At 44.3% G+C, this 18,966-nt stretch carries 17 protein-coding genes; 8 read left to right on the top strand and 9 right to left on the bottom strand.

The window, feature by feature from the left end:
• Positions 1 to 29 precede the first annotated feature (29 nt).
• Positions 30 to 278 carry a TatA/E family twin arginine-targeting protein translocase gene (locus AB0756_RS22440; RefSeq protein ID WP_038081893.1) on the bottom strand — a complete coding sequence of 83 codons (249 nt, stop codon included), beginning with the start codon at positions 276 to 278 and terminating at the stop codon, positions 30 to 32.
• A 193-nt stretch (positions 279 to 471) separates the two neighbouring features.
• Positions 472 to 675, bottom strand: a complete 204-nt coding sequence (psbH, locus tag AB0756_RS22435; RefSeq protein ID WP_038081891.1) for a photosystem II reaction center phosphoprotein PsbH — start codon at positions 673 to 675, stop codon at positions 472 to 474.
• Between the two features lie 83 nt (positions 676 to 758).
• Between psbH and psbN the strand changes: the two genes are divergently transcribed.
• On the top strand, positions 759 to 890 hold the full coding sequence (gene psbN, locus AB0756_RS22430) for a photosystem II reaction center protein PsbN (protein WP_050046860.1): 132 nt from the start codon (positions 759 to 761) through the stop codon (positions 888 to 890).
• A 984-nt stretch (positions 891 to 1,874) separates the two neighbouring features.
• Here the strand turns inward: psbN and AB0756_RS22425 are convergent.
• Complete coding sequence (locus tag AB0756_RS22425) at positions 1,875 to 2,285, bottom strand: hypothetical protein (RefSeq protein ID WP_137986603.1); 411 nt, start codon at positions 2,283 to 2,285, stop codon at positions 1,875 to 1,877.
• 1 nt (position 2,286) lies between these two features.
• Positions 2,287 to 2,793 carry a hypothetical protein gene (locus AB0756_RS22420; RefSeq protein ID WP_038081889.1) on the bottom strand — a complete coding sequence of 169 codons (507 nt, stop codon included), beginning with the start codon at positions 2,791 to 2,793 and terminating at the stop codon, positions 2,287 to 2,289.
• Positions 2,794 to 3,174: 381 nt separating this feature from the next.
• On the opposite strand from AB0756_RS22420, the gene AB0756_RS22415 reads away from it, so the two are divergent.
• Positions 3,175 to 3,720 carry a hypothetical protein gene (locus AB0756_RS22415; RefSeq protein ID WP_237265946.1) on the top strand — a complete coding sequence of 182 codons (546 nt, stop codon included), beginning with the start codon at positions 3,175 to 3,177 and terminating at the stop codon, positions 3,718 to 3,720.
• Positions 3,721 to 4,001: 281 nt separating this feature from the next.
• On the opposite strand, the gene AB0756_RS22410 is transcribed toward AB0756_RS22415, so the two are convergent.
• The gene (locus AB0756_RS22410; RefSeq protein WP_167844755.1) at positions 4,002 to 7,271 is read right to left on the bottom strand and encodes an alpha-mannosidase; all 3,270 of its coding nucleotides are present in this window, start codon (positions 7,269 to 7,271) and stop codon (positions 4,002 to 4,004) included.
• A 102-nt stretch (positions 7,272 to 7,373) separates the two neighbouring features.
• On the opposite strand from AB0756_RS22410, the gene AB0756_RS22405 reads away from it, so the two are divergent.
• The 3 genes from AB0756_RS22405 (at position 7,374) to AB0756_RS22395 (ending at position 10,339) form a co-directional block, all read left to right on the top strand.
• Positions 7,374 to 9,122: a hypothetical protein gene (locus AB0756_RS22405; RefSeq protein WP_038081887.1), complete on the top strand. Its 1,749-nt coding sequence runs from the start codon at positions 7,374 to 7,376 to the stop codon at positions 9,120 to 9,122.
• 409 nt (positions 9,123 to 9,531) lie between these two features.
• On the top strand, positions 9,532 to 9,795 hold the full coding sequence (locus AB0756_RS22400; RefSeq protein WP_050046856.1) for a hypothetical protein: 264 nt from the start codon (positions 9,532 to 9,534) through the stop codon (positions 9,793 to 9,795).
• Positions 9,796 to 9,826: 31 nt separating this feature from the next.
• Complete coding sequence (locus AB0756_RS22395; RefSeq protein ID WP_050046855.1) at positions 9,827 to 10,339, top strand: SH3 domain-containing protein; 513 nt, start codon at positions 9,827 to 9,829, stop codon at positions 10,337 to 10,339.
• A gap of 2 nt (positions 10,340 to 10,341) precedes the next feature.
• Here the strand turns inward: AB0756_RS22395 and AB0756_RS22390 are convergent, their stop codons facing one another.
• Positions 10,342 to 12,852: a DUF3769 domain-containing protein gene (locus AB0756_RS22390; RefSeq protein ID WP_050046854.1), complete on the bottom strand. Its 2,511-nt coding sequence runs from the start codon at positions 12,850 to 12,852 to the stop codon at positions 10,342 to 10,344.
• A 210-nt stretch (positions 12,853 to 13,062) separates the two neighbouring features.
• On the bottom strand, positions 13,063 to 13,179 hold the full coding sequence (locus tag AB0756_RS22385; protein ID WP_072040841.1) for a photosystem II reaction center protein I: 117 nt from the start codon (positions 13,177 to 13,179) through the stop codon (positions 13,063 to 13,065).
• 450 nt (positions 13,180 to 13,629) lie between these two features.
• Here AB0756_RS22385 and AB0756_RS22380 point away from each other — a divergent pair, with 450 nt between their 5' ends.
• The 3 genes from AB0756_RS22380 (at position 13,630) to AB0756_RS22370 (ending at position 15,785) form a co-directional block, all read left to right on the top strand.
• The gene (locus tag AB0756_RS22380) at positions 13,630 to 13,938 is read left to right on the top strand and encodes an ArsR/SmtB family transcription factor (RefSeq protein WP_038098517.1); all 309 of its coding nucleotides are present in this window, start codon (positions 13,630 to 13,632) and stop codon (positions 13,936 to 13,938) included.
• A gap of 217 nt (positions 13,939 to 14,155) precedes the next feature.
• Positions 14,156 to 14,497 (top strand): MATE family efflux transporter, encoded by a 342-nt coding sequence (locus tag AB0756_RS22375; RefSeq protein ID WP_072040840.1) that lies wholly within the window; start codon positions 14,156 to 14,158, stop codon positions 14,495 to 14,497.
• Between the two features lie 61 nt (positions 14,498 to 14,558).
• Complete coding sequence (locus tag AB0756_RS22370) at positions 14,559 to 15,785, top strand: glycosyltransferase (protein WP_038098513.1); 1,227 nt, start codon at positions 14,559 to 14,561, stop codon at positions 15,783 to 15,785.
• Between the two features lie 394 nt (positions 15,786 to 16,179).
• Here the strand turns inward: AB0756_RS22370 and dxs are convergent, their stop codons facing one another.
• Together dxs and AB0756_RS22360 are read right to left on the bottom strand one after the other, a co-directional pair.
• Positions 16,180 to 18,087 (bottom strand): 1-deoxy-D-xylulose-5-phosphate synthase, encoded by a 1,908-nt coding sequence (dxs, locus tag AB0756_RS22365; RefSeq protein WP_050046853.1) that lies wholly within the window; start codon positions 18,085 to 18,087, stop codon positions 16,180 to 16,182.
• A 172-nt stretch (positions 18,088 to 18,259) separates the two neighbouring features.
• Complete coding sequence (locus AB0756_RS22360) at positions 18,260 to 18,931, bottom strand: S-layer homology domain-containing protein (protein WP_038083574.1); 672 nt, start codon at positions 18,929 to 18,931, stop codon at positions 18,260 to 18,262.
• Positions 18,932 to 18,966 lie beyond the last annotated feature (35 nt).

Here is an 18,966-nt window from a genome sequence, read left to right as displayed (position 1 = left end):
ATGAATGATGAATTATGAAGTCAGAAATTTTATCCTTCATCCTTTCTAGCAGCTTCTATTTGCTTGGGTTCGAGTTCGGCTGTTGTCTTAACAGCTTCTTCTATCTGTACGGCTTCTTTTTGAAATTCGTTTTGGAACTCCTTAGAAGCATCTTGAAAACCGCGAATTGCCTTTCCCACACTTCGACCAATTTCTGGTAACTTCTTGGGACCAAAAATTAATAGCGCCACAATAAAGATAAGAGCCATTTCTGGCAAACCGATACCAAATACGTTCACAGCCTTTCTCCTTTCGAGTGACCGATCTAACTTTTAACTTAACAACTGCCACAACATCTCACATCTTGTAGTTTAGTGCAAGAGTTGGTAGTTGGTTAGTGGCTGCTCTTACCTCTACTAACCACAGAAAGAAAAAACCCGGAAAAACCGGGTACGGGATAGTTTGTTATGCAAGTTTTGTCAATTTTGTGAATTATCTGCCTAGCGTCCGCCAATCGACACTTACGTCTTGGATCAGGATTGACTTGTTGTAAAGCTGCAGAATAATCAGCAGAAATACGAAAAATAGTCCTATAAAAACAGCCATGAGGGGGGTAGTACCCCATCCTGGAGCCACTTTACCATACTCAGCATTTAAAGGTCTGAGGATGTCTCCCAACCGCGTCCTTTGTGCCATAGTTCACCTAAGATGAATTGCCAAACCATTTTTTAATGTTCTGTAATATTCTATAGGAAGACTACTCATAATATATACTTCTTATGGAACCCGCAACAGTTCTTAGCATTTCTGTCGGTGCGATCGTCATCGTTATAACAGCGCTGTCTATTTACACCTCTTTTGGTCCTCCCAGCAAGGAGTTGAGCGATCCGTTTGAAGATCACGAAGATTAATGCCAGCCACGTGACAGGTGTACTGGATATATCGATAAAACGATGTAAAGACGTGCCATAGTGCGTCTTTACATCGTTTTATACCATGCAAAATAAGTTTCTGGAGTCTTGAGACCGATAACCGCTTCAAACAGCGTCTCTACATTTTTTACCAGATGTCTAGATACAATACCAAGCATCTAAAAAGGTGTGACTTTTCTTCCCAAACCTTCTAATTCTCATAAACTTTACAAATCTTTACTCGTTTCCAGACTTAGCTTGAGAATGCTTTACGCTTTGCAAACGCACGCGGAGCTTTCAACTTGGAAATAGCATTTTCCACCTGCTGCTAATCTATAACTCAATACGGTTCAGCAATTGCCCTCAGAATAGAATTCTGGGGCTACACAAACAAAGTCCGCCTACGCGGACTTAATAAGAAGTCCACGTAGGTGGTGAATCCAGTCCTGCAGGCGGGTTTCCCGCCGTAGGGAACTGGTGAACCCGAAGGGACTTCGTTCGTATAGGCGTGATTTCAATCACAAGCATGTTTTTTCCAAATTGGGATGCTCCCGATAGAAATGGCTTCTCCCCAGTTTACTAATGAAGATTTATCTGCTTTCAATAATTCATTGTCTCAACCAATTAACGGTGTTCAAAGATTTTTTATTCATGCAGAATTTATGCTCTAGATGAAAAAGCTCGGAAACTAGTTAAAGATGCTCTTAATGGGGATAAGAATATTAGGGAACCCAGCAAACAAGCTTTCAAAGAATCCTATAAAATGCGTGCAACAGTCGCCTATGGGTTAGAACGATTTTGGGGTGAAGCAAAACGCCATGAAAGAGACTCACCAGCTTTAGCTAAATATTGGAAAGCGACTTGGGTGGGGGAAAATTGATGTTCAAAGTTCATTAACAATCAAAGGTTATTTATTAAAACTGATGTTTTTTGGCAGCAAATAAATTTTCTTGAGCTTGACCGAGTTTTTGATATCCACGTCCTTTAAGGTTTAGGTGCAGGGCTTATATGTTTTCCCGCATAATAAATAATTACTTTTAATTTTTCTGTATTAGGAATGTAGTAAACTCTATCTCCGCTTGCTACTTCGTATTCCCAAACACCCTTGTAAGCTTTGCCTTTTAAAGGGAAGACGCACCCTTGTTTTCTAGTTGTGGGTGATGTACACAAATCTTGATAACAACGATAACAGTTTTGTGGATAACGGTTGGTCAAAGCTTCCCATTCACGATATACTCTACGATTTTTTGCTACCACTAACCATTTTTCAGATAAATCAATATCTATTGTACTTTCCTCTGTCTTTTCACTATCTGACAAATTAGGAGCCGTCAGCTTAACTTCTGGCGGCTCCACATTATTAGTTTCTGATTCGTTTGATGAAATTTCCGTCATTTTAGAAATCAGGTGATTTCTCAGTAAAGGGTTGGGTTAATGGTATTTCATCATACTCATCCTCATCACTGAATGCATGGGCAAGATCGGGGTTGGCGATCGCTAATGCACTTTCGTGCCATTCATGAATAATAGCTTCTAGTTCATCCCAAGCTTGTTCAGACAAAATTGCTGAACGATAAGCTTCTGTTACCTCATTGGTAAAGTCTTGAAGCTCATCTTTGTCAAATACTTTAAGCCAGCCATGTGGATGTTCGCTACCAAGCTTTTCATCTAAACGTAAACGAAAAGCAGCGCTTAAAAGCTCGATAAGGTATTCACCATTTTGAGCCGCTTTGGCAAGAGAAGAAACCTTTTCACGACGCAGCAAAGCAAAATGCTCATCGTTACGAGTAATTGTTACTGGATGCTCTAAAGCATGGTCTAGTACTTTTCCTGGTTGACGGTTTAGCTCAGTCGCTGTAAATAGTGTATCTGAATAAATACAACTCAACATAGTAGAACTCATATGTTATGTGCGTTTTAGAATGCAAAAATCTAACGCACGCACTATACGTATTATTATACGTATTTGCCAAATTCCGTCAATACGGACATTTTCTGTTAATTTTTATACTTAAAATTGCGATCGCTATACCAAAGAGTTTCCAACCAATCTGAATTAACCCAATCGGTGGGGTGGAGTCAGACCTGGTAGTATTCCTGTAACTTCTCAATTGTTTCCAACTAATCCAAATTGACCCAATCGGTGGGGTATAGCAATACATTGGAAAATGAAGCGATTAATCAGTCGTTTCCAACTAATCCGAATTGACCCAATCGGTGGGGTAGAAAAGACAAAGCCAATTTTTTAGTTAAGTTTAAGAAAGAGGTTTCCAACTAATCCGAATTGACCCAATCGGTGGGGTTAACTGCAGCTAAATCGTTAACTTTGGGGCGATCGCCCCAAATTGATTTAGACAAATTACCTCCTGTAAAGCACAAGGGACTCATATTGTTAGTGAGCCGGGAAGAACCTTGTCGAAAAGCTATAGAATATCATCTCCCACAATTGGAGCGTTGTTGGTTAATTTGTTCTTCGCAAACCCTTGATTTAGCAAAAAAGTTAAAACAAGATTTTCCCAATCTAAAGATTCCAGAACCAATAATTATTAACGATATCTACGAGCCTTTAGAGTTCTATCAAGAAGTCAGAAAAATTTATAACTATTTGCCCCAGGAATGGGTGATAGAGGATGTCGTTGCAGATTTTACAGGAATGACTGCTCAGGCTAGTGTAGGAATGGCTATTGCTTCTTTGTGCGAACAAAGTTCATTACAATATACACCAGCTGAGTTAAAAGATGGAAAGCCAACAGGACGTTCTTTAAACCCGATTGAAATTACATTCGCTACAAGCAAAAAACACCGAGGAGACAAGATAGTTGCAACATGAGACGTGATGTCATCATAACCTTTGAAATCACGATTTAATCATACCATTTCTGTATAAAGATGCATCTAATTAGCCTGTGTAGGCAGGCTTTGTTTGTATAGCCGAGGCAGCGCGTTGCCCAGAGCAGCGCCGTGCGGGGGTTCCCCCCGTTGAGGCGACTGCGGGAGGTCCCCCCCGTTGTAGCGCCTGCCGTCCACATTTCTAATGTGAGGGAATTTTAAGCGCAACCTCATATAGGATTAGTATAAGAAGTCCGCGCAGGCAGTGAGTCCAGACTTTACTTATCTGAAAACGGTATTACCTATCTTAAAGCTGATGATTTTCCAGGGTTTTACAGTACATTTGTTCTGCTCGTGAGAATTCAAGGAACGTTCCAGTAAGTCTACTGGCTCATCCAAAGTCAAACCCAAGTCACTTTGCAATTCTAACTCTGCTGTTTTCCCATGGCATTCATAGCACCTGAGAATCCACTGTTCTGGGTCATCTTCTGACTGCTTGAAAGCCATCAAGATTAAATTCTCATCTGATAAGTTCAACAAACTACCACTTGGTGGTAAAGAACTCTGACGATTTTGCTGTTGTGGATTCAGTACCAGCACTTGCAAGGGTATATTTAATTCATATCCCCGTTTTACTGTATTGGCTGTTTCCCAGCTCTGGGCATGAGGATATAAGGCATAAGTAAATTCATGATAACCTCGATCTGCTTCCGGATTGGGCCAATTGGGACTGCGTAGCAACGTCAAGCGGAGTTGGTTGGGTTGGCTGTCGTAACCGTATTTACAATCATTCAGCAAACTGACACCGTAGTGATTTTGGATTTCCGTTAAGTCAGCCCAACGCAATGCGGGAACTTCCCATTTTGCCTTTTCTGCTGGAGTTGTCGGTTTGGTTGTCCGACGAATAGCCCCACAGGGAATTTCATAAGTCGCAAAGTCTGCTTCTAAGTTTAGTGGAAAAGCCACCTTTACCAAGACATGATTTTCTTGCCAATTCACTTTGTTTGCTATCTTGAGAACAGCAGACTCTTTTTCTAAAATGTAATCTTGCGAAAACGTTGATTGACCTATTCTTCGCACCACTCGCACGCGGGTTCGCAACGCACCCCTTTCTAAATGATGAACGCTTAACAATTCCGCAGGTGGTAAAGGATGTTGAGCATAATTTGGGTCAATATTCCAAGCATCCCAGTACTGACCGCTATCTTGGAATGCTTGGAGTTGATTTCCCAATCCACTGAGAACTTCACGGTGATTGGTTTTATCAAAAACGTTGGACAGATCTCCCGTTTCTGGGTCAATTGTCACTCGCAAACACTCATTTTCTAAAACGAACTCTTCAAATGGTTTGAGAGACTCCAAAGTAGGTTTACACGGACACAACCAGAAGACACGATAACCACAAGCAGGAATCTCACTGACAAAAAACGAAACTGACTTTACTGGTATTTCATCACCATTTGGTTCGCGTCTAAATCCCATAAAACGGCTCTGAGACTCAACCTCTTGACCGTCCAAATTATATATCGTCCAATCCCGGCGCTCATCATCCTCTTCTGGAAACTCAAGTTCAACGATTTGCGATCGCACCCAATTGAGAGAATTGAAAATAACAACTGGTTGTGCTTCAGGCTGTGGAGGTGTCGGTAGAGAGATTTGGGATGCGATCGCATTCAAAGACTGTTGCACGATACTACTACCAACTCGTTCCACTTCTTGCCAAGTTGGTAATGCATCCACATAAACTTGATGAATAGAAGAACCGGGCAAAATATCGTGAAATTGATTGAATAAAACATTTTTCCATGCAAATTCTAGCTCGGACTTCGGATAACTTGCGCCAACACTTAAAGTTGCCCAAGCTGCAAAAAGTTCTGCTTGATAGAGCAACCCCTCACAATGACGGTTCCAGCGTTTTTGGTCGCTGTGAGTTGTGTAGCAACCCCGATGGAATTCCAAATACAATTCGTCCTCCCAGGTGGGGAGTGGAGAGGGGGAGAGGGGGAGAGGGGGAGAGGGGGGAGAGGGGGTAGACACGGTAGAAACTTCTTCCTTATCCCCCGTGTCCCTGTTTTCTCCTTGTCCCTTAATTTGCTGCAAGTAACTTTCAGAAGTACAAAATTCAACATCGGGAAATACGGGAGATTTTTGCCAGCGACGGGCGGTTTCCAACATATCGCGAGTCGGTCCGCCCCCATGATCCCCCACACCGGGAAGCCATAGAGATTCAACTAACCCCGTTTGCGATCGCCACTCACAAGCATAAGATACCATCTTCACAGGATCGATACCTTCACCAATCAACGCAGACATATAGCTGAAGACTTCACTTCCATCAGGAGACTTCCACCAAAAAGCACCATGCTCAAATCGAGTTGTATCATTCCACCGCAACTTCTGAGTTACAAAATACTCAACACCTCCATTCACTAAAAACTGAGGCAAAGTTGCACAAAAACCAAAACTATCAGGAACCCATACCACACTAGAAAACTTACCAAACTTCTCCAATACGTAGCGTTGACCGTAGAGAAGTTGACGAACAATAGATTCACCCGCAATCAAATTCAGTTCAGGTTCAACCCAAAAACCACCCACCACTTCCCAACGCCCATCAGCCACCGCCTGTTGAATAGCACCAAACAAATCCGGACGGTGTTCCTCAATCCAAGCATAAAGAGCCGGAGTAGAATGACAGAAAATCAACTCAGGAAAACCTTCCTGTAAACTCAAAACTGATTCAAAAGTTTTTTGTGCAGCTTGCCAAGTTTCATTCACAGGCCACAACCATGCTAGATCGAGATGAGCGTGACCCAACAAAAAAATTTTGGATTTTAGATGTTGGATTTTAAATCCTCGAAGTTTTTGACGAACAACAGACAACAACTCCTCAAACTCTTCCTTCGCGCCCTTCGCGTCTTTGCGGTTCAATCCCTTCCAATCCAACTCCTCAATAAAAACCCTCAAAGCATCCAACCTTTCAGGCTCAAAACACTCCAAACAACGCTCCACAACAGCCAACTCATCAGCCACAAAACCAGGTTCCACAGAACCATCGTTGTTAGATTCATAAACCAATTGCGACTTCACCAACGCACCATCACAATGACCCGGACTCACCAAACGCAACGCTACCGTCAATTCCTCTCCCGGCGTTACCCCTTTACTCAAAAGCACTCTGGGAAATGAATCAAATAAATCCCCCTCAACTATCAACTGTCCGTTCACATAAACTTTGGCAGAATCAGCCCACCAAACGAGCGCCAGCCGCAAACACAAACCCTCTAAGGGATAACCCTGTAAATCCTCAGGAATGATTAATTTTTGTAAAAGCCATAAAACCTTTTGACCTCCAGCCCAAGTAATTTGTCCTTTTGGATTCAGCTTGGCAAAGTTCCAAGAAGATAGATCGGATGCAGTTACCTCAACTGCACTCAAGTCACCTTCAAAACATCGCCACGAAGGCAGAATATTTACCTGACTCCAAGAACGCAGTTTTGCGATCGCGTCAGAAATTGATTTAGTATCGGCTTGAGATACGGGAGATGTCATATTTCCGCTAATATGAGAGAACTGACAAACATCAACAATCTTTCGTCTATTGTTTTGTGGGAGTCGGGCTACTCATAAAACTCTCAACAAAAATTAACTACCATGCCTTCTGCTTCTTCTGGTCGTTATCAAAGCAGACTATTTAACTTCTTCCACCAACAATCTCGGCGCTGGGGCGAACAGTTCGAGCGCACTGTACGGCAAATACAAGTCACTACCAGTTGGTCTATAGAAGGTCTTCTCCATTCAGTATATATGCTCATCCAAAAAGCTGTCGAGTCATCCAACAGACAGCTCAATACGGCTGAGGAAAAACGTAGTTTGCGCTTACAAGGTCATGCAACTGATTCACAACAGCCGTCGCCTCAATCTGCTGACGATGCTGTTGCGCGAGTTTTAAAAGTCGTACCCACCCTGCAATTTAAAGATAAAGAGACACGGGAACAGGGAGACAGGGACAAGCGTTTCTTCCCATCTCGCTATTTTCCTATTTTCCACTATCCCCATCCCTTTGTTCTTCATTCCCCGACTCCCCAATCCCCAAGCCCCAGTTCCCAACTCCAAATTGCCAACTCCCAATACATTCAGGGAGTCGCTTCAAATTTGGCAAACCGCAATTTAGTGCTGGTTGCTGCCAATAATGAAATTTTAGACGTTTTGACATTTCAGCAGCAGAAAAAATTGCAAAATCGGATTTATGAGGAGTTGAGAACTTATGAATCACAGCAGGTAAATCTTATAGAAACAACATTAGATGAGGCACAATTATTACCAGAAATAGATCGCTTGTTAAATAAGCTAATTTCTGGTAAACAAGACAATGAACCTGTCTTACTTCCAGAAGCGATCGCCGAAGACACAACTACACCGAAGTCCTTGCCAATTTCACTTCAAGGGCTCGCAATCCTAGACGAAACTATTGCCAAATTAGAAGCTACTACTTTAGTTCCAATATCTCGTACTAGTTCGGAATTGCTGCAAATCGTTCAAACTCAGTTAAATATATTTCTTTATGGTAAAAATCAATCAATTACCAACAAAGAAAAAGTATTATCAACGGAAGTTGGAGAAAATCAAACAGCAAATGTATTATCCTTAATTTGGGAAGCTATTCATTACTTTTTTGGGGAACAACGTAACAAAAGTTTCGAGCAAACCGATCCATCAATCAGTAGCGATCGGTCATTACCCGAAGAGCGTAAACTTCACAGGCAATTTCAATTCTCAGGACAGTCGCCTTCATCTAAAGCTTTACCTGAAACCTCTCAATTCCAAGATGGTGAAACAGTAGATCCTTGGCTGACAATGGATGACTTGTTTAATCATTCACCACAAATTTATGAAGTCAATCGCGAACCACAAATAAGTGAATCTTCCTCAAACACAAATTTCACTCTTCCTGAAACTTTCTCCGAAAGGGAAAATATCTGGCATTACTTTCAAAGCAAAACCTCAAAGCTAAAGAAAATGTTAGGTTCGGTAAACCGCCAAATATCAGATCTTGGCTTACCACAATCAGCTAAAAAACGCAGGAATCACAACAGTCGTCAAAAATTGAGAATCGGGACAAATAGTTCTTCGTCCTTTCAAAAGTTAATGGTTGGGAATTTTGACTCCCAAATCACAGACTTTGACAGTCAAAAGACGACAGGGGAAGCCACCAAATCCTATCGCGAAACTGAGGCTATTGAGGCAAAGCCAGATTGGATAGAAACGAGTGCCAGAACAATCGGTTATGTAAAACACCCTCTAGAATTCATACTCGAATGGTTAGACCGTGCCATACTTTGGTTGGAACGGATTCTTGTCAACATTTTTCTGTTTTTTAAAGGGCTTTTACACGGGAAGTAAGAAGATGCTAATTGCTAATTGCTAATTGCTAATTGCTAATTGCTTTTTGACCATTAGCTATTAGCCCTATCTCCTTATGGAGAGGCTTCGCGTGCCGAAGGCATCGCTTAACGGAAGAATAAGCATTACAGCCTAACAGGTGCCAAGATAATGGTTCTAGGCGCGGCAATATTATCGGTATAACGACAAAAAACGCGGAGTTTTTCCGTGTATTACACGGAAAGAAAAAAATTAAGAAAGTATCAATCACAAGAGAATAATGTAGCTTTGCTAGTTGGTTAAGTACTATCGCTAGCAGCTTGGTTTATACTTATGTAACTAGATTTTGACAGTAAATAGTATTGTCCTATTGATACAAAATACAAGCTACTTTTCTTGAGTGCAAATTACGGCTAGCAACGTGCGTTATATGGTTTGGAGCAACCGAGTAGATTATCCACCGGAATTTTTGATTTTAGTGAAGGCTAGCTGTACAACTAATAGCTGCGATCGCTCTGACAAGTACCCGAAGTTGGCTCCTATTCTCAAGCAAATTGGCACCTTTGAGTTCTACAATTACTATGGCAAGTCTGGGGAGGACGGAGGCTACCCCACCGACTTTTTCACAGTACCGGAACTGTCTAATAACATGAGACACTTAAAAATCTACGGAGAACTCAAAAACGCTATGTAATATAAAATTGACGTTTAATTAAAGTTAGACTATGAGAAAACAGTTTTTATTTGTCTTGTTGCTGGCGATAACAGCTTGCTCGAAACCTCAAGTAGAAAGCACAACCTCTGCTTTACCAACCATCACACCCGCAACATCAGCTACGAGCCAACCTGAAACAACAACAACTCAATCACCTGCAACTCCTACACCAACAACAACTGAACCACCTGTAACCCCTACACCAACACCAAAAGAAGAAGACACAACAGAAAGTGTTAATAAGTCAGCAACACTAACATCGATTGAACCAGGTTCTCGCATTAATGTACGCAATAGAGCTTCAAAAAGCGCTAAAGTCCGTCACAAGGGTAGATCGGGTGATTCAGTGACAATTTTGAGTGAAAAAACCGGAGATGATGGTAACACTTGGTATCGAGTTCAGGTTGACAAGAATGGTACTAAAGGCTGGGTACGCAGCGATTTTGTGACAACCAGTACTGATAACACAGCACCTTTACCAACTTCGTCGCCATCCTCAACGGGTACAGAAGAGAACAACTGACACTATTGCTGTCTAACACCACCAACAACTGGCTTAACTTCATTGGGATCGGAGAAAGGATCGGTTCCACCACTCCAGTTGAAATCACTGATTCGGAAACTGATACCGCCTAATTGCTGTACGGGGTTATAACGCAAGGTAATTCCGTAGGTACGGCGGCTGTATTCCACTACGTAGTCTGTACTGGCGCGTTCTCCAGTGTCTAAATTGATTGAGGTTTCAAATCCAAAACGAAATGGTCCGTAAATCTGTTGAGTAATCCCCGCTCTCAGTACTTTGTTATCAACGGAACGGTCAAACAAAAAGGGAGATAAACCACTGTTTAGACCTTGGGAATAGCTAATTACAAAGCCGGTGTAGTCAAAGAAAGGTCGAGAAAAATGACCGAATTGACCCTGTAAACCAACGGTTGCAAACAAGGTACTTTGATTATCTCCACTACTGTAATGACTGGTGGTTCCAGTTAATCCACCAAACGCTTGTACGTAAGGAACAACTGGATTCGCTGTATACCGCAATCCTTGAGTGGGTGTAGCAGGTAATGGTTTCCCTTGCCACAGTGTCACGCCGCCGTTAAGGGCTGCACTGGCTTGCAGGCGAGTCAGGGAGACACGATTGTTTCTACGATCTGCTTCTAGCAAGTCTTGGCGATCTGTATTTGCTTCAATTAATTGAGCACCCCCTTGATAGCTGAGGTTAAGACCGCTTTTTCCTAAAGGAATGATGGGAGAGGTAATAATACCTCCAAAACTGCTTTGCACGGTTTGAAAGCCGAGAGTCCCGTTGTAGAGTCGATCGCGATAGCTATATTCCAGTGTGAGAGTGTGGGGTTTTTGCTCGTCTAACAGCAATTGGCGCAGTCGCACGCTCGCTCTGAGGTTATCTTCTAGATCGTTAAGGTCGAAGCTGGTTAACAATCCAGAACCTTCTAAAGATGTCCGTGGGCTCACGATAGCTCTCACTGTTGATTTTATACCAAACAGCGATGCGGGATTCTCCGTGCCACCCTGTACTGCTTTTTGGGGGTAAAACTGAGGCGTCAGACTGAAGGTGACTCCTTCTGTATCTATAGGTTTAAAACTCCGTTCAATATACACCCCTCCCCGTTGGTCGCCATCATAACCAATTGAGAACAATCCTGGCGTGACATCACGTTCTCTACGGTCAATCACCTGCTCGTTCTTGGGAATTGGTACGGAGAATCCTCGGTCAAATACCAAACGCTGTCTTTGTGTTTTGATGCGATCGCGTAAAGGTGCTTCCCTTGTCAAGGTAACCGTATCTGCCCTAATTTCCAATTCAGGAGGTGAAAAAGGGTCATTGGTCAGACGAACATCTCGCGCTTGCCAACCTCGGGCGTAAAAATCAATTCTTCCTGCTTCAAAACGGACTCGTCTGACTTGTCCCCCCTGTTTTGGTACGGGTATGTTGCTTGCACCTCCCCCACCTCCCAAGTTGATATTCAGCCCACCGGAGCTACCTGCTTGCAATGGTTGATTTTGTCTGATGCGATCGCTCAGAGGACGTGCTGGGACTCCCCCTGTCGTCACATCCGTAGGTAAAAAACTTAAATCCTGACCCGCACTGGGGATAAAAACCTCACCACTGCCGTTCAGTAATTCCCCATCATCTTGAATAAAATTGTATGTAAACTTCTGTCCGCGCAGAACTTGGTCTCCCCGTGTGAGAGCAACATTGCCGTCGCCAACAGCAATCAAGTTATCCATGTTAACTTGCACGCGATCGGCATCCACAACAGCGCCATCAAATCTAACAACCACGTTACCCTCAGCCGTAATCACCCGCCGTTGCTCGTCATACTGTTGTCTGTCAGAAATGACTTCAACAATGCGTTCTCCTGGTGTCGGGGTGCTAGGAGCAGAAGTTGTACCGGATGGTTGGTTTTGTTGTGGTGTTGTGGTGTTATTTTGCTTTTCAAGAACCGATTGAGTTTGGTTTGGAGCGGGTTGAGTGTCTTCTTCACCACGGACTTTAAATTCTATTTGTACTGGTGGGCGATTTGGAGATTGTTCGGGGTTTGTAGGGCTTTGATTTTGTGGCTGGGTTGATTCTTCTACCGATGCTGTTTGCTGTTGGGATAAATTCTTAAGTTTCAGTGATTTTGGTAGTACTTTCGCTTGCGTAGCGGGGTTCTCACCGAGATTGGGGTGTAAAGATTGAACTTGCTGTAGGGGAAAACCAATAGAAAGATTTTCACCTAAAAAAGCCGCACTTTTTGAAACGGTAACAGGCGAAAATTCAGGTGGAAAAGTTTCTGGCTGACTGGGTGCAGGCAGTGTTTGAGCAACTTGTAACTGGTTTTCAGTTGAAGTGTTCCGAGTTGTTTGAAAATTGAGTTTTTCCCGTCTTCCCTCAGACTTTTCCTGATTTTCCAATGTCTTTTCCGACATGGCATTCAAGCCAATCTCGCTGACCATTGGAGTGGTGGAATTAGCTGATTGTACGGGTTCGACGATGGGAAGAGGTTCGGGCGGCAACACTGGATGAAGCATATCAATCGTAAAAACTAGCTAACAAACAGCCAATAAATAGCCGGAAGGACAATACACTTTTTGCCTTCCGACTTTTGCCTTTTACACAAATTTAGGCAAGCCGCCCGGAGGGGGACACAAGCTTGGGTGGATTTCCCACTTGACACAAGCGCCCGCAGGCTATAATGTATAAGCCTTCCGGCAATCAATCGCGGACGATTTGTCGTGACTTTACTCGAAATCCCGACGACCGGGGTTACGAGCAGGGTCATTTGACAAAAAGCCAAAGATGAAGAGACCAACAAAGAAGGCAACAACTATATATACAACGATTTTTAAAGTCAGCATTTTAGATATCTCCTGTGGGCTTGAGTGGCTTTCAGTATCTGCAACGCAGAAAAGATAGCTTTACTATCTTACCCAAATCTGGTTCATTTTTCGGAGATTGAGGATTGGAGATTGGACATTGGGGATAAAAAATAGGTTTGCGCTCGTGTCGATCGCGGTTATCCCATGTTTCCGGGAGTTGACCGTTGACAAATGAGTTCGACTTGTAAATGCTCCTTAATTCTAAGTTGTAACTTGATTGATGTCTCTAGTGAATGGACGTTTAGTTAAAGTGGATGTTTCCGAAACCAAAATTAGGAATTGGGACTTAGCGGTTGGAGATGTCCCCCATCCCAGTTGTGGTTTCCTTTACAACACTATATTCTCAAATGGTAATATCGGGATTGGTTGTGGTTTCATGAGGAATAGCAAATAGTGGTAGTGGAAACTTTTCCATCAGCCCTAGCACAGATGGCTGATTATTTTAAAGTTCTTTCAGAAGTGAGTCGCCTTCAGATTTTATGCTGTCTCAAATCGGGTCCTAAAAATGTGACTGAAATTATTGAGCTAACTCAGCTCGGTCAAGCTAATGCTTCCAAACACCTCAAAATACTTTCAAGTGCAGGGGTCGTAATGCGATCGCCACAAGGAGCTAATGTCTTTTACGAAATTGCCGATCCCGTGATTTTTCAACTCTGTGAACTCGTGTATCAAAGCTTGTCTGTCCGACTTGAGGAAAAAGAAAAACAGTTGGAGTTACTTAAAACTTTGCGGGGCTAGTTGAAACTTCTTTATCTGCCTATCTCAGCCAATTTTTTTGCCAAAATTATTCCTTATTTCTACTTTATGTATTAATATAACTTAACGTACTTATGTGTAATTTTTTGCCACATCACTTAAGTTTTTTTATTTAAATGGAGTCAACTTCAAGAAAGTTTACGCCTGAGCTTCTGATGGAAGTTCAAGCGAGCTTGCAATTGGCAATACCTCTGTTATTGTGCAAATATTGGAGGCATCCATTCCATTGCTAGATGGGATGGTGATGGGCTTACTGAACGGTCAAACTTTAGTTGCAGGTGCCTTGAGTGCAGTAACATTTTCCACCTTAGCTTCTGTTTGTCGTTCTGCGCTTTCAGCAGTAGGTGCGAGTGTTGCAAACGCTTTTGGGGCTGTCAAGATAGATCGAATCTGTCGTGCGGCCAGTCAGGGTGTTTGGTTAGCTGCAACCCTTTCCTTACCTATGATGTTTGTCATTTGGCATTATGACTCTATTCTCCTGCTTACTGGTCAAGAAGAAACCATCGTATCCTTAGCTAATAGTTTTAATACTTTTGTTTAAGTTAAGTAGGGGAGGAAATTTATAAGATTAATAAGACAACCCCTACTAGAGGAGAGATCTGATGCGCGTGCTGCTATCGACGATCGGGTCGAGGGGCGATGTCCAGCCGCTAGTGGCGCTGGCGTTGGAATTGAGGGCCCTCGGTCAGGAGGTCCGCCTGTGCGTGCCACCCGACTTCCGCGACTGGATCGAAAGCCTGGGAATGCCTGTCACGCCTATCGGACCCGAGTTGCGCTCGACCGGGAAAGCCAGCCCGTCAGCAGCCCCACCCTCGCCCGAGCGCCGGCGTCAGCTGGCCCAAGCCACGGTCGCCACCCAATTCGAGACGATCGCGGCGGCAGCCCAAGGCTGCGACGCGATCGTGGGAGCAACAGCTCTACAGATCGCCGCTCGCTCGGTGGCAGAGAGAATGGGAATCTATTACGTCTTCGCCGCCTACTGCCCGATAGTCCTGCCATCGCCACACCATGCGCCACCCCCATTGGGTCTGGGCGGCGATATGCCGACACCCGCATCGGTAGATTATCCGGAGATATGGGCGCGGGATGCAGAACGCTTCAACGCCACCTTCGGCGTCGCGCTCAACTCCTATCGGGCATCACTCGGTCTGGCCCCAGTCACTGATGTCCGCAGCCACATCTTCACCGACCGACCCTGGCTGGCCGCCGACCCGACGTTGGGGCCCTGGCCCGATCCCGTAGACCAGACTGTGTTCCAGACCGGAGCCTGGATCTTGCCGGATGAGCGTCCGCTCTCCCCCGAGCTGGAGACGTTCCTCGACGCCGGCGAACCACCTGTCTACTTCGGCTTCGGCAGCATCCGCGCGTCGGAAGACCTTAGCCTGGTGACGATCGAATCGGCCCGTGCGATCGGACGCCGTGCGATCGTGTCTCGCGGGTGGGCCGACCTGTCACTCGTGGACGACGAACCCGACTGCCTAGCGATCGGCGAGGTCAACCAGCAGACGCTGTTCAAACGCGTCGCGGCCGTCGTCCACCATGGCGGCGCAGGCACCACGACCGCCGCCGCGCAAGCAGGCACGCCCCAAGTCGTCATCCCCCAGCTGTACGACCAGCACTACTGGGCCCGACGAATCCACCACCTCGGCATCGGAACCGCGCACGCTCCCGGCACACCGACCACCGACTCCCTGATGAGCGCTCTCAGGCACGCACTCCAACCCGACGTGGCTGCCCGTGCCCAATCCATCGCCACCGCAGTACGCAGCGATGGCGCACAGGCCGCCGCTCGGCGCTTGATAACTGCCGCCCCCCAAAACTCATTTTGAAGCGGGTTCCGCACTCATGCTGCTTATGGTTTTAATCGAACTTAATTACGAACTAAGATGTGGTAATTACTGTAATAGACGTAAAGAAATATTTGTATTTGATATGAGTTATAAAAAATTTATAGTAAAAAGTAATACTTTATTAGCTAATGGTTAGTAAGTAAGCTAACAATTATTTAACTTTACACAAGCTTAATAAAGCCAATTTTTGCAAGCAGGCGAGGACGCACACTCCGGTGTATAAGTTAAAGATTTTTATCATTTTTCTTATCATTCTAAAAAAAGAATTATTTTATCGTCTAAGTAAACAGGAGGCGGAGCCTCCTGTAAAGCATTCCCAGGCTCCGCCTGGGAACGAGGTGATATGAGGTTTTAATGTGGTGGAGTACTGGTGTTAACTCACAGTAGAAAGTTCTCGCTTGAAGAAAGCCTGTAAAACTCGGTCAGCAATTTGCGGACTCGTTAAACCCAATGCGGCTTTCGATTCGTTTGGTTCGGCATGCTCTACCAACAAATCGGGGATACCAATGCGTTTAACTGGAACGACTATATCGGCATCTAAAAGTGCTTCTGCAATTGCCGAGCCGAAGCCCCCTGTAATACAGCCCTCTTCCAAGGTCACAACTCGCCCAATTTTCTGAGCGAGTGGGAAAATTAATTCCGTATCTAAAGGCTTGGCAAACCTTGCATTAACCACAGTTGCTTCAATACCGTGTTCGCTAAGAATTTCGGCAGTTTGCAGGGCTGGTTGTACCATTGTGCCATAGCCAAGGAGCAACACATCATCTCCTGTACGGAGAATTTCTCCTTTACCAATTTCTAAAGGTTCCCAACCTTCTTCCATCAAAGGAACACCGTAACCGCTACCACGAGGGAAACGCATAGCGATGGGTCCGGATGTGTGATTGATACCAGTGACTACCATCCTTTGCAATTCTGCCTCGTCTTTGGGTGCCATAAGTACCATGTTGGGAATGCAACGCAGATAAGAAATATCATACATTCCCTGGTGAGTTGGACCGTCAGCACCAACAATTCCCGCCCTATCCATACAAAAGAACACTGGCAGGTTTTGGATGCAGACATCGTGAATAATTTGGTCGTAGGCACGTTGTAAGAAGGTAGAGTAAATAGCAACGACCGGACGCATACCTTCAGATGCCAGTCCCGCAGCTAAGGTAACAGCATGCTGTTCGGCAATGCCTACATCTATATATTGGTTGGGTAGCTTTGCTTGCAATTTATCTAACCCCGTTCCTGTTGCCATAGCAGCAGTAATACCAATAATTTTGGGGTTTTGTTCGGCAAGTTTAACCAAAGTGTGGGCAAAAACTTTGTTGTAACCCGGTGGTTTGGGCTTATTGGAGGGAATAGCTTTCCCTGTAGTTAAGTTAAAGGGAACTTGGGCATGATAGCCAACTTTGTCTTGTTCGGCAATTTCATAACCTTTACCCTTAACGGTTGCAACGTGTACCAAAACGGGTCCGGGAATTTGATGCGCCTGTTGGAAAGTTGCAATCAATTCCTCTAAATTGTGTCCGTCTACAGGTCCGATGTAAGTAAAACCGAGTTCTTCAAAGACAGCTCCTACCTTGGGAACAGCCAAGCGCTTCATCCCTTCTTTGATGCGTCCTAATTCGGGGGACAGGGATTCCCCAACAAAAGGAATGTGCTTGAATTGTTCCTCAAAATTATCTTTAAGGAACTGTACTGGTGGACTCAGACGGATTTTGTTTAAGTAGCGAGGAATAGCACCCACGTTGGGAGAGATGGACATTTCGTTGTCATTAAGGACAACTAGCAGGTTGGTCTTGGGCAAATGTCCGGCGTGGTTGATAGCTTCTAATGCCATACCACCAGTCAGCGCACCGTCACCAATGATAGCGGCTACTTTAAACTTTTCTCCTTTGAGATCCCTTGCTAAAGCCATACCCAATCCAGCCGAGATACTGGTGGAGGCGTGTCCCGCACCAAAGTGGTCAAATTGACTTTCGCATCGCTTGAGATAACCGGCAATTCCGTCTTTTTGCCGCAAAGTATGGAAGTTAGGGTAACGTCCTGTAATGAGTTTGTGAGGATAAGCTTGGTGTCCTACATCCCAGATAACCTTATCGCGGTCTAAATCCAGCGTTTGGTAAAGCCCTAGGGTCAATTCTACAACTCCCAAACCAGGTCCGAGGTGTCCTCCAGTTGCTGCTACAGTTTGAAGATGTTTATCTCGAATCTGACGGGCAATTTGTTGTAACTGGCGAATCGACAAACCATGCAGTTGGTTGGGATGAGTAATTTCACTCAAGTGCATAACTATAGGGTTTTCCTCTCTACTTTTTGTATTTCTGATTTTCCCACGTGGGGTTATCAGCTTATTGAGTCATTGTCAAACAGTTACAAAAAGGAACTAAAGCAGCAAAAGACAACGAGAGAACATTTATATTCTCCCTTGTCGCTCTTGTCCCCCTTGTCTTGACTTTAACTTAAGATTCTCGATCGCTCCCTCCGGTAACTTCCGGAGTTTGCGGCTGTGGTTGCTGTCTGTGTAAATACTGGCTCAAGACATAAGCCATGTCCCCACGAGTCATAGGCTGCAATGGGGAGAGATTACCTTGTCGATCTGTATTGACAAATCCCTCACTAGCAGCTGTAGCAAGTGCTTTCCTTGCCCAAGCTGGAATAGAAGCAGCATCCGGATATGAGGCAAGAATCTCATTGACTGTTTCATCAGGGAATTGAAAAACGCCGTAAGCTTGTGCGAAAATTGCTAAAGCCTCCGCTTTTGTAACTCTTTGATTCGGGAAGAATAAATTTCCCCGATAACCCTTCATAATATCAGTTTTTAAAACTATTTGAACATCATTAAACGCGGGATTGGAAGGGGATACATCAGCCACTTTGAAATTTTCTTTGGTAGCAGCCTGTCGTTTATCGAGTCGAAATGCTTTGACCATAATCGATGCCAATTCTGCTCGACTCACAAACCGTTCTGGATAAAAATTGCCATCAGGGGCGTTAGACATTAATTTAGCAGCAACGACTTGTGTTACCGGGTCGGAGGGTTGTTCGGTATTGCCTTGCTCAAGTGCGATCGCTACATTGGGAAAAGATTGCAGGAGTGCGATTAATGAGAGAGTACTTAGAAGCTGACGCATAATTTAGAACACTTTCAAGTGACTTCTGCTACACC

This window comes from Tolypothrix campylonemoides VB511288_2 (assembly GCF_045999855.1).
Classification (GTDB): domain Bacteria; phylum Cyanobacteriota; class Cyanobacteriia; order Cyanobacteriales; family Nostocaceae; genus Scytonema; species Scytonema bouteillei_A.
The sequence above is the reverse complement of the archived record's forward strand: the minus strand, read 5'-3'. Positions and strand labels throughout refer to the sequence as shown.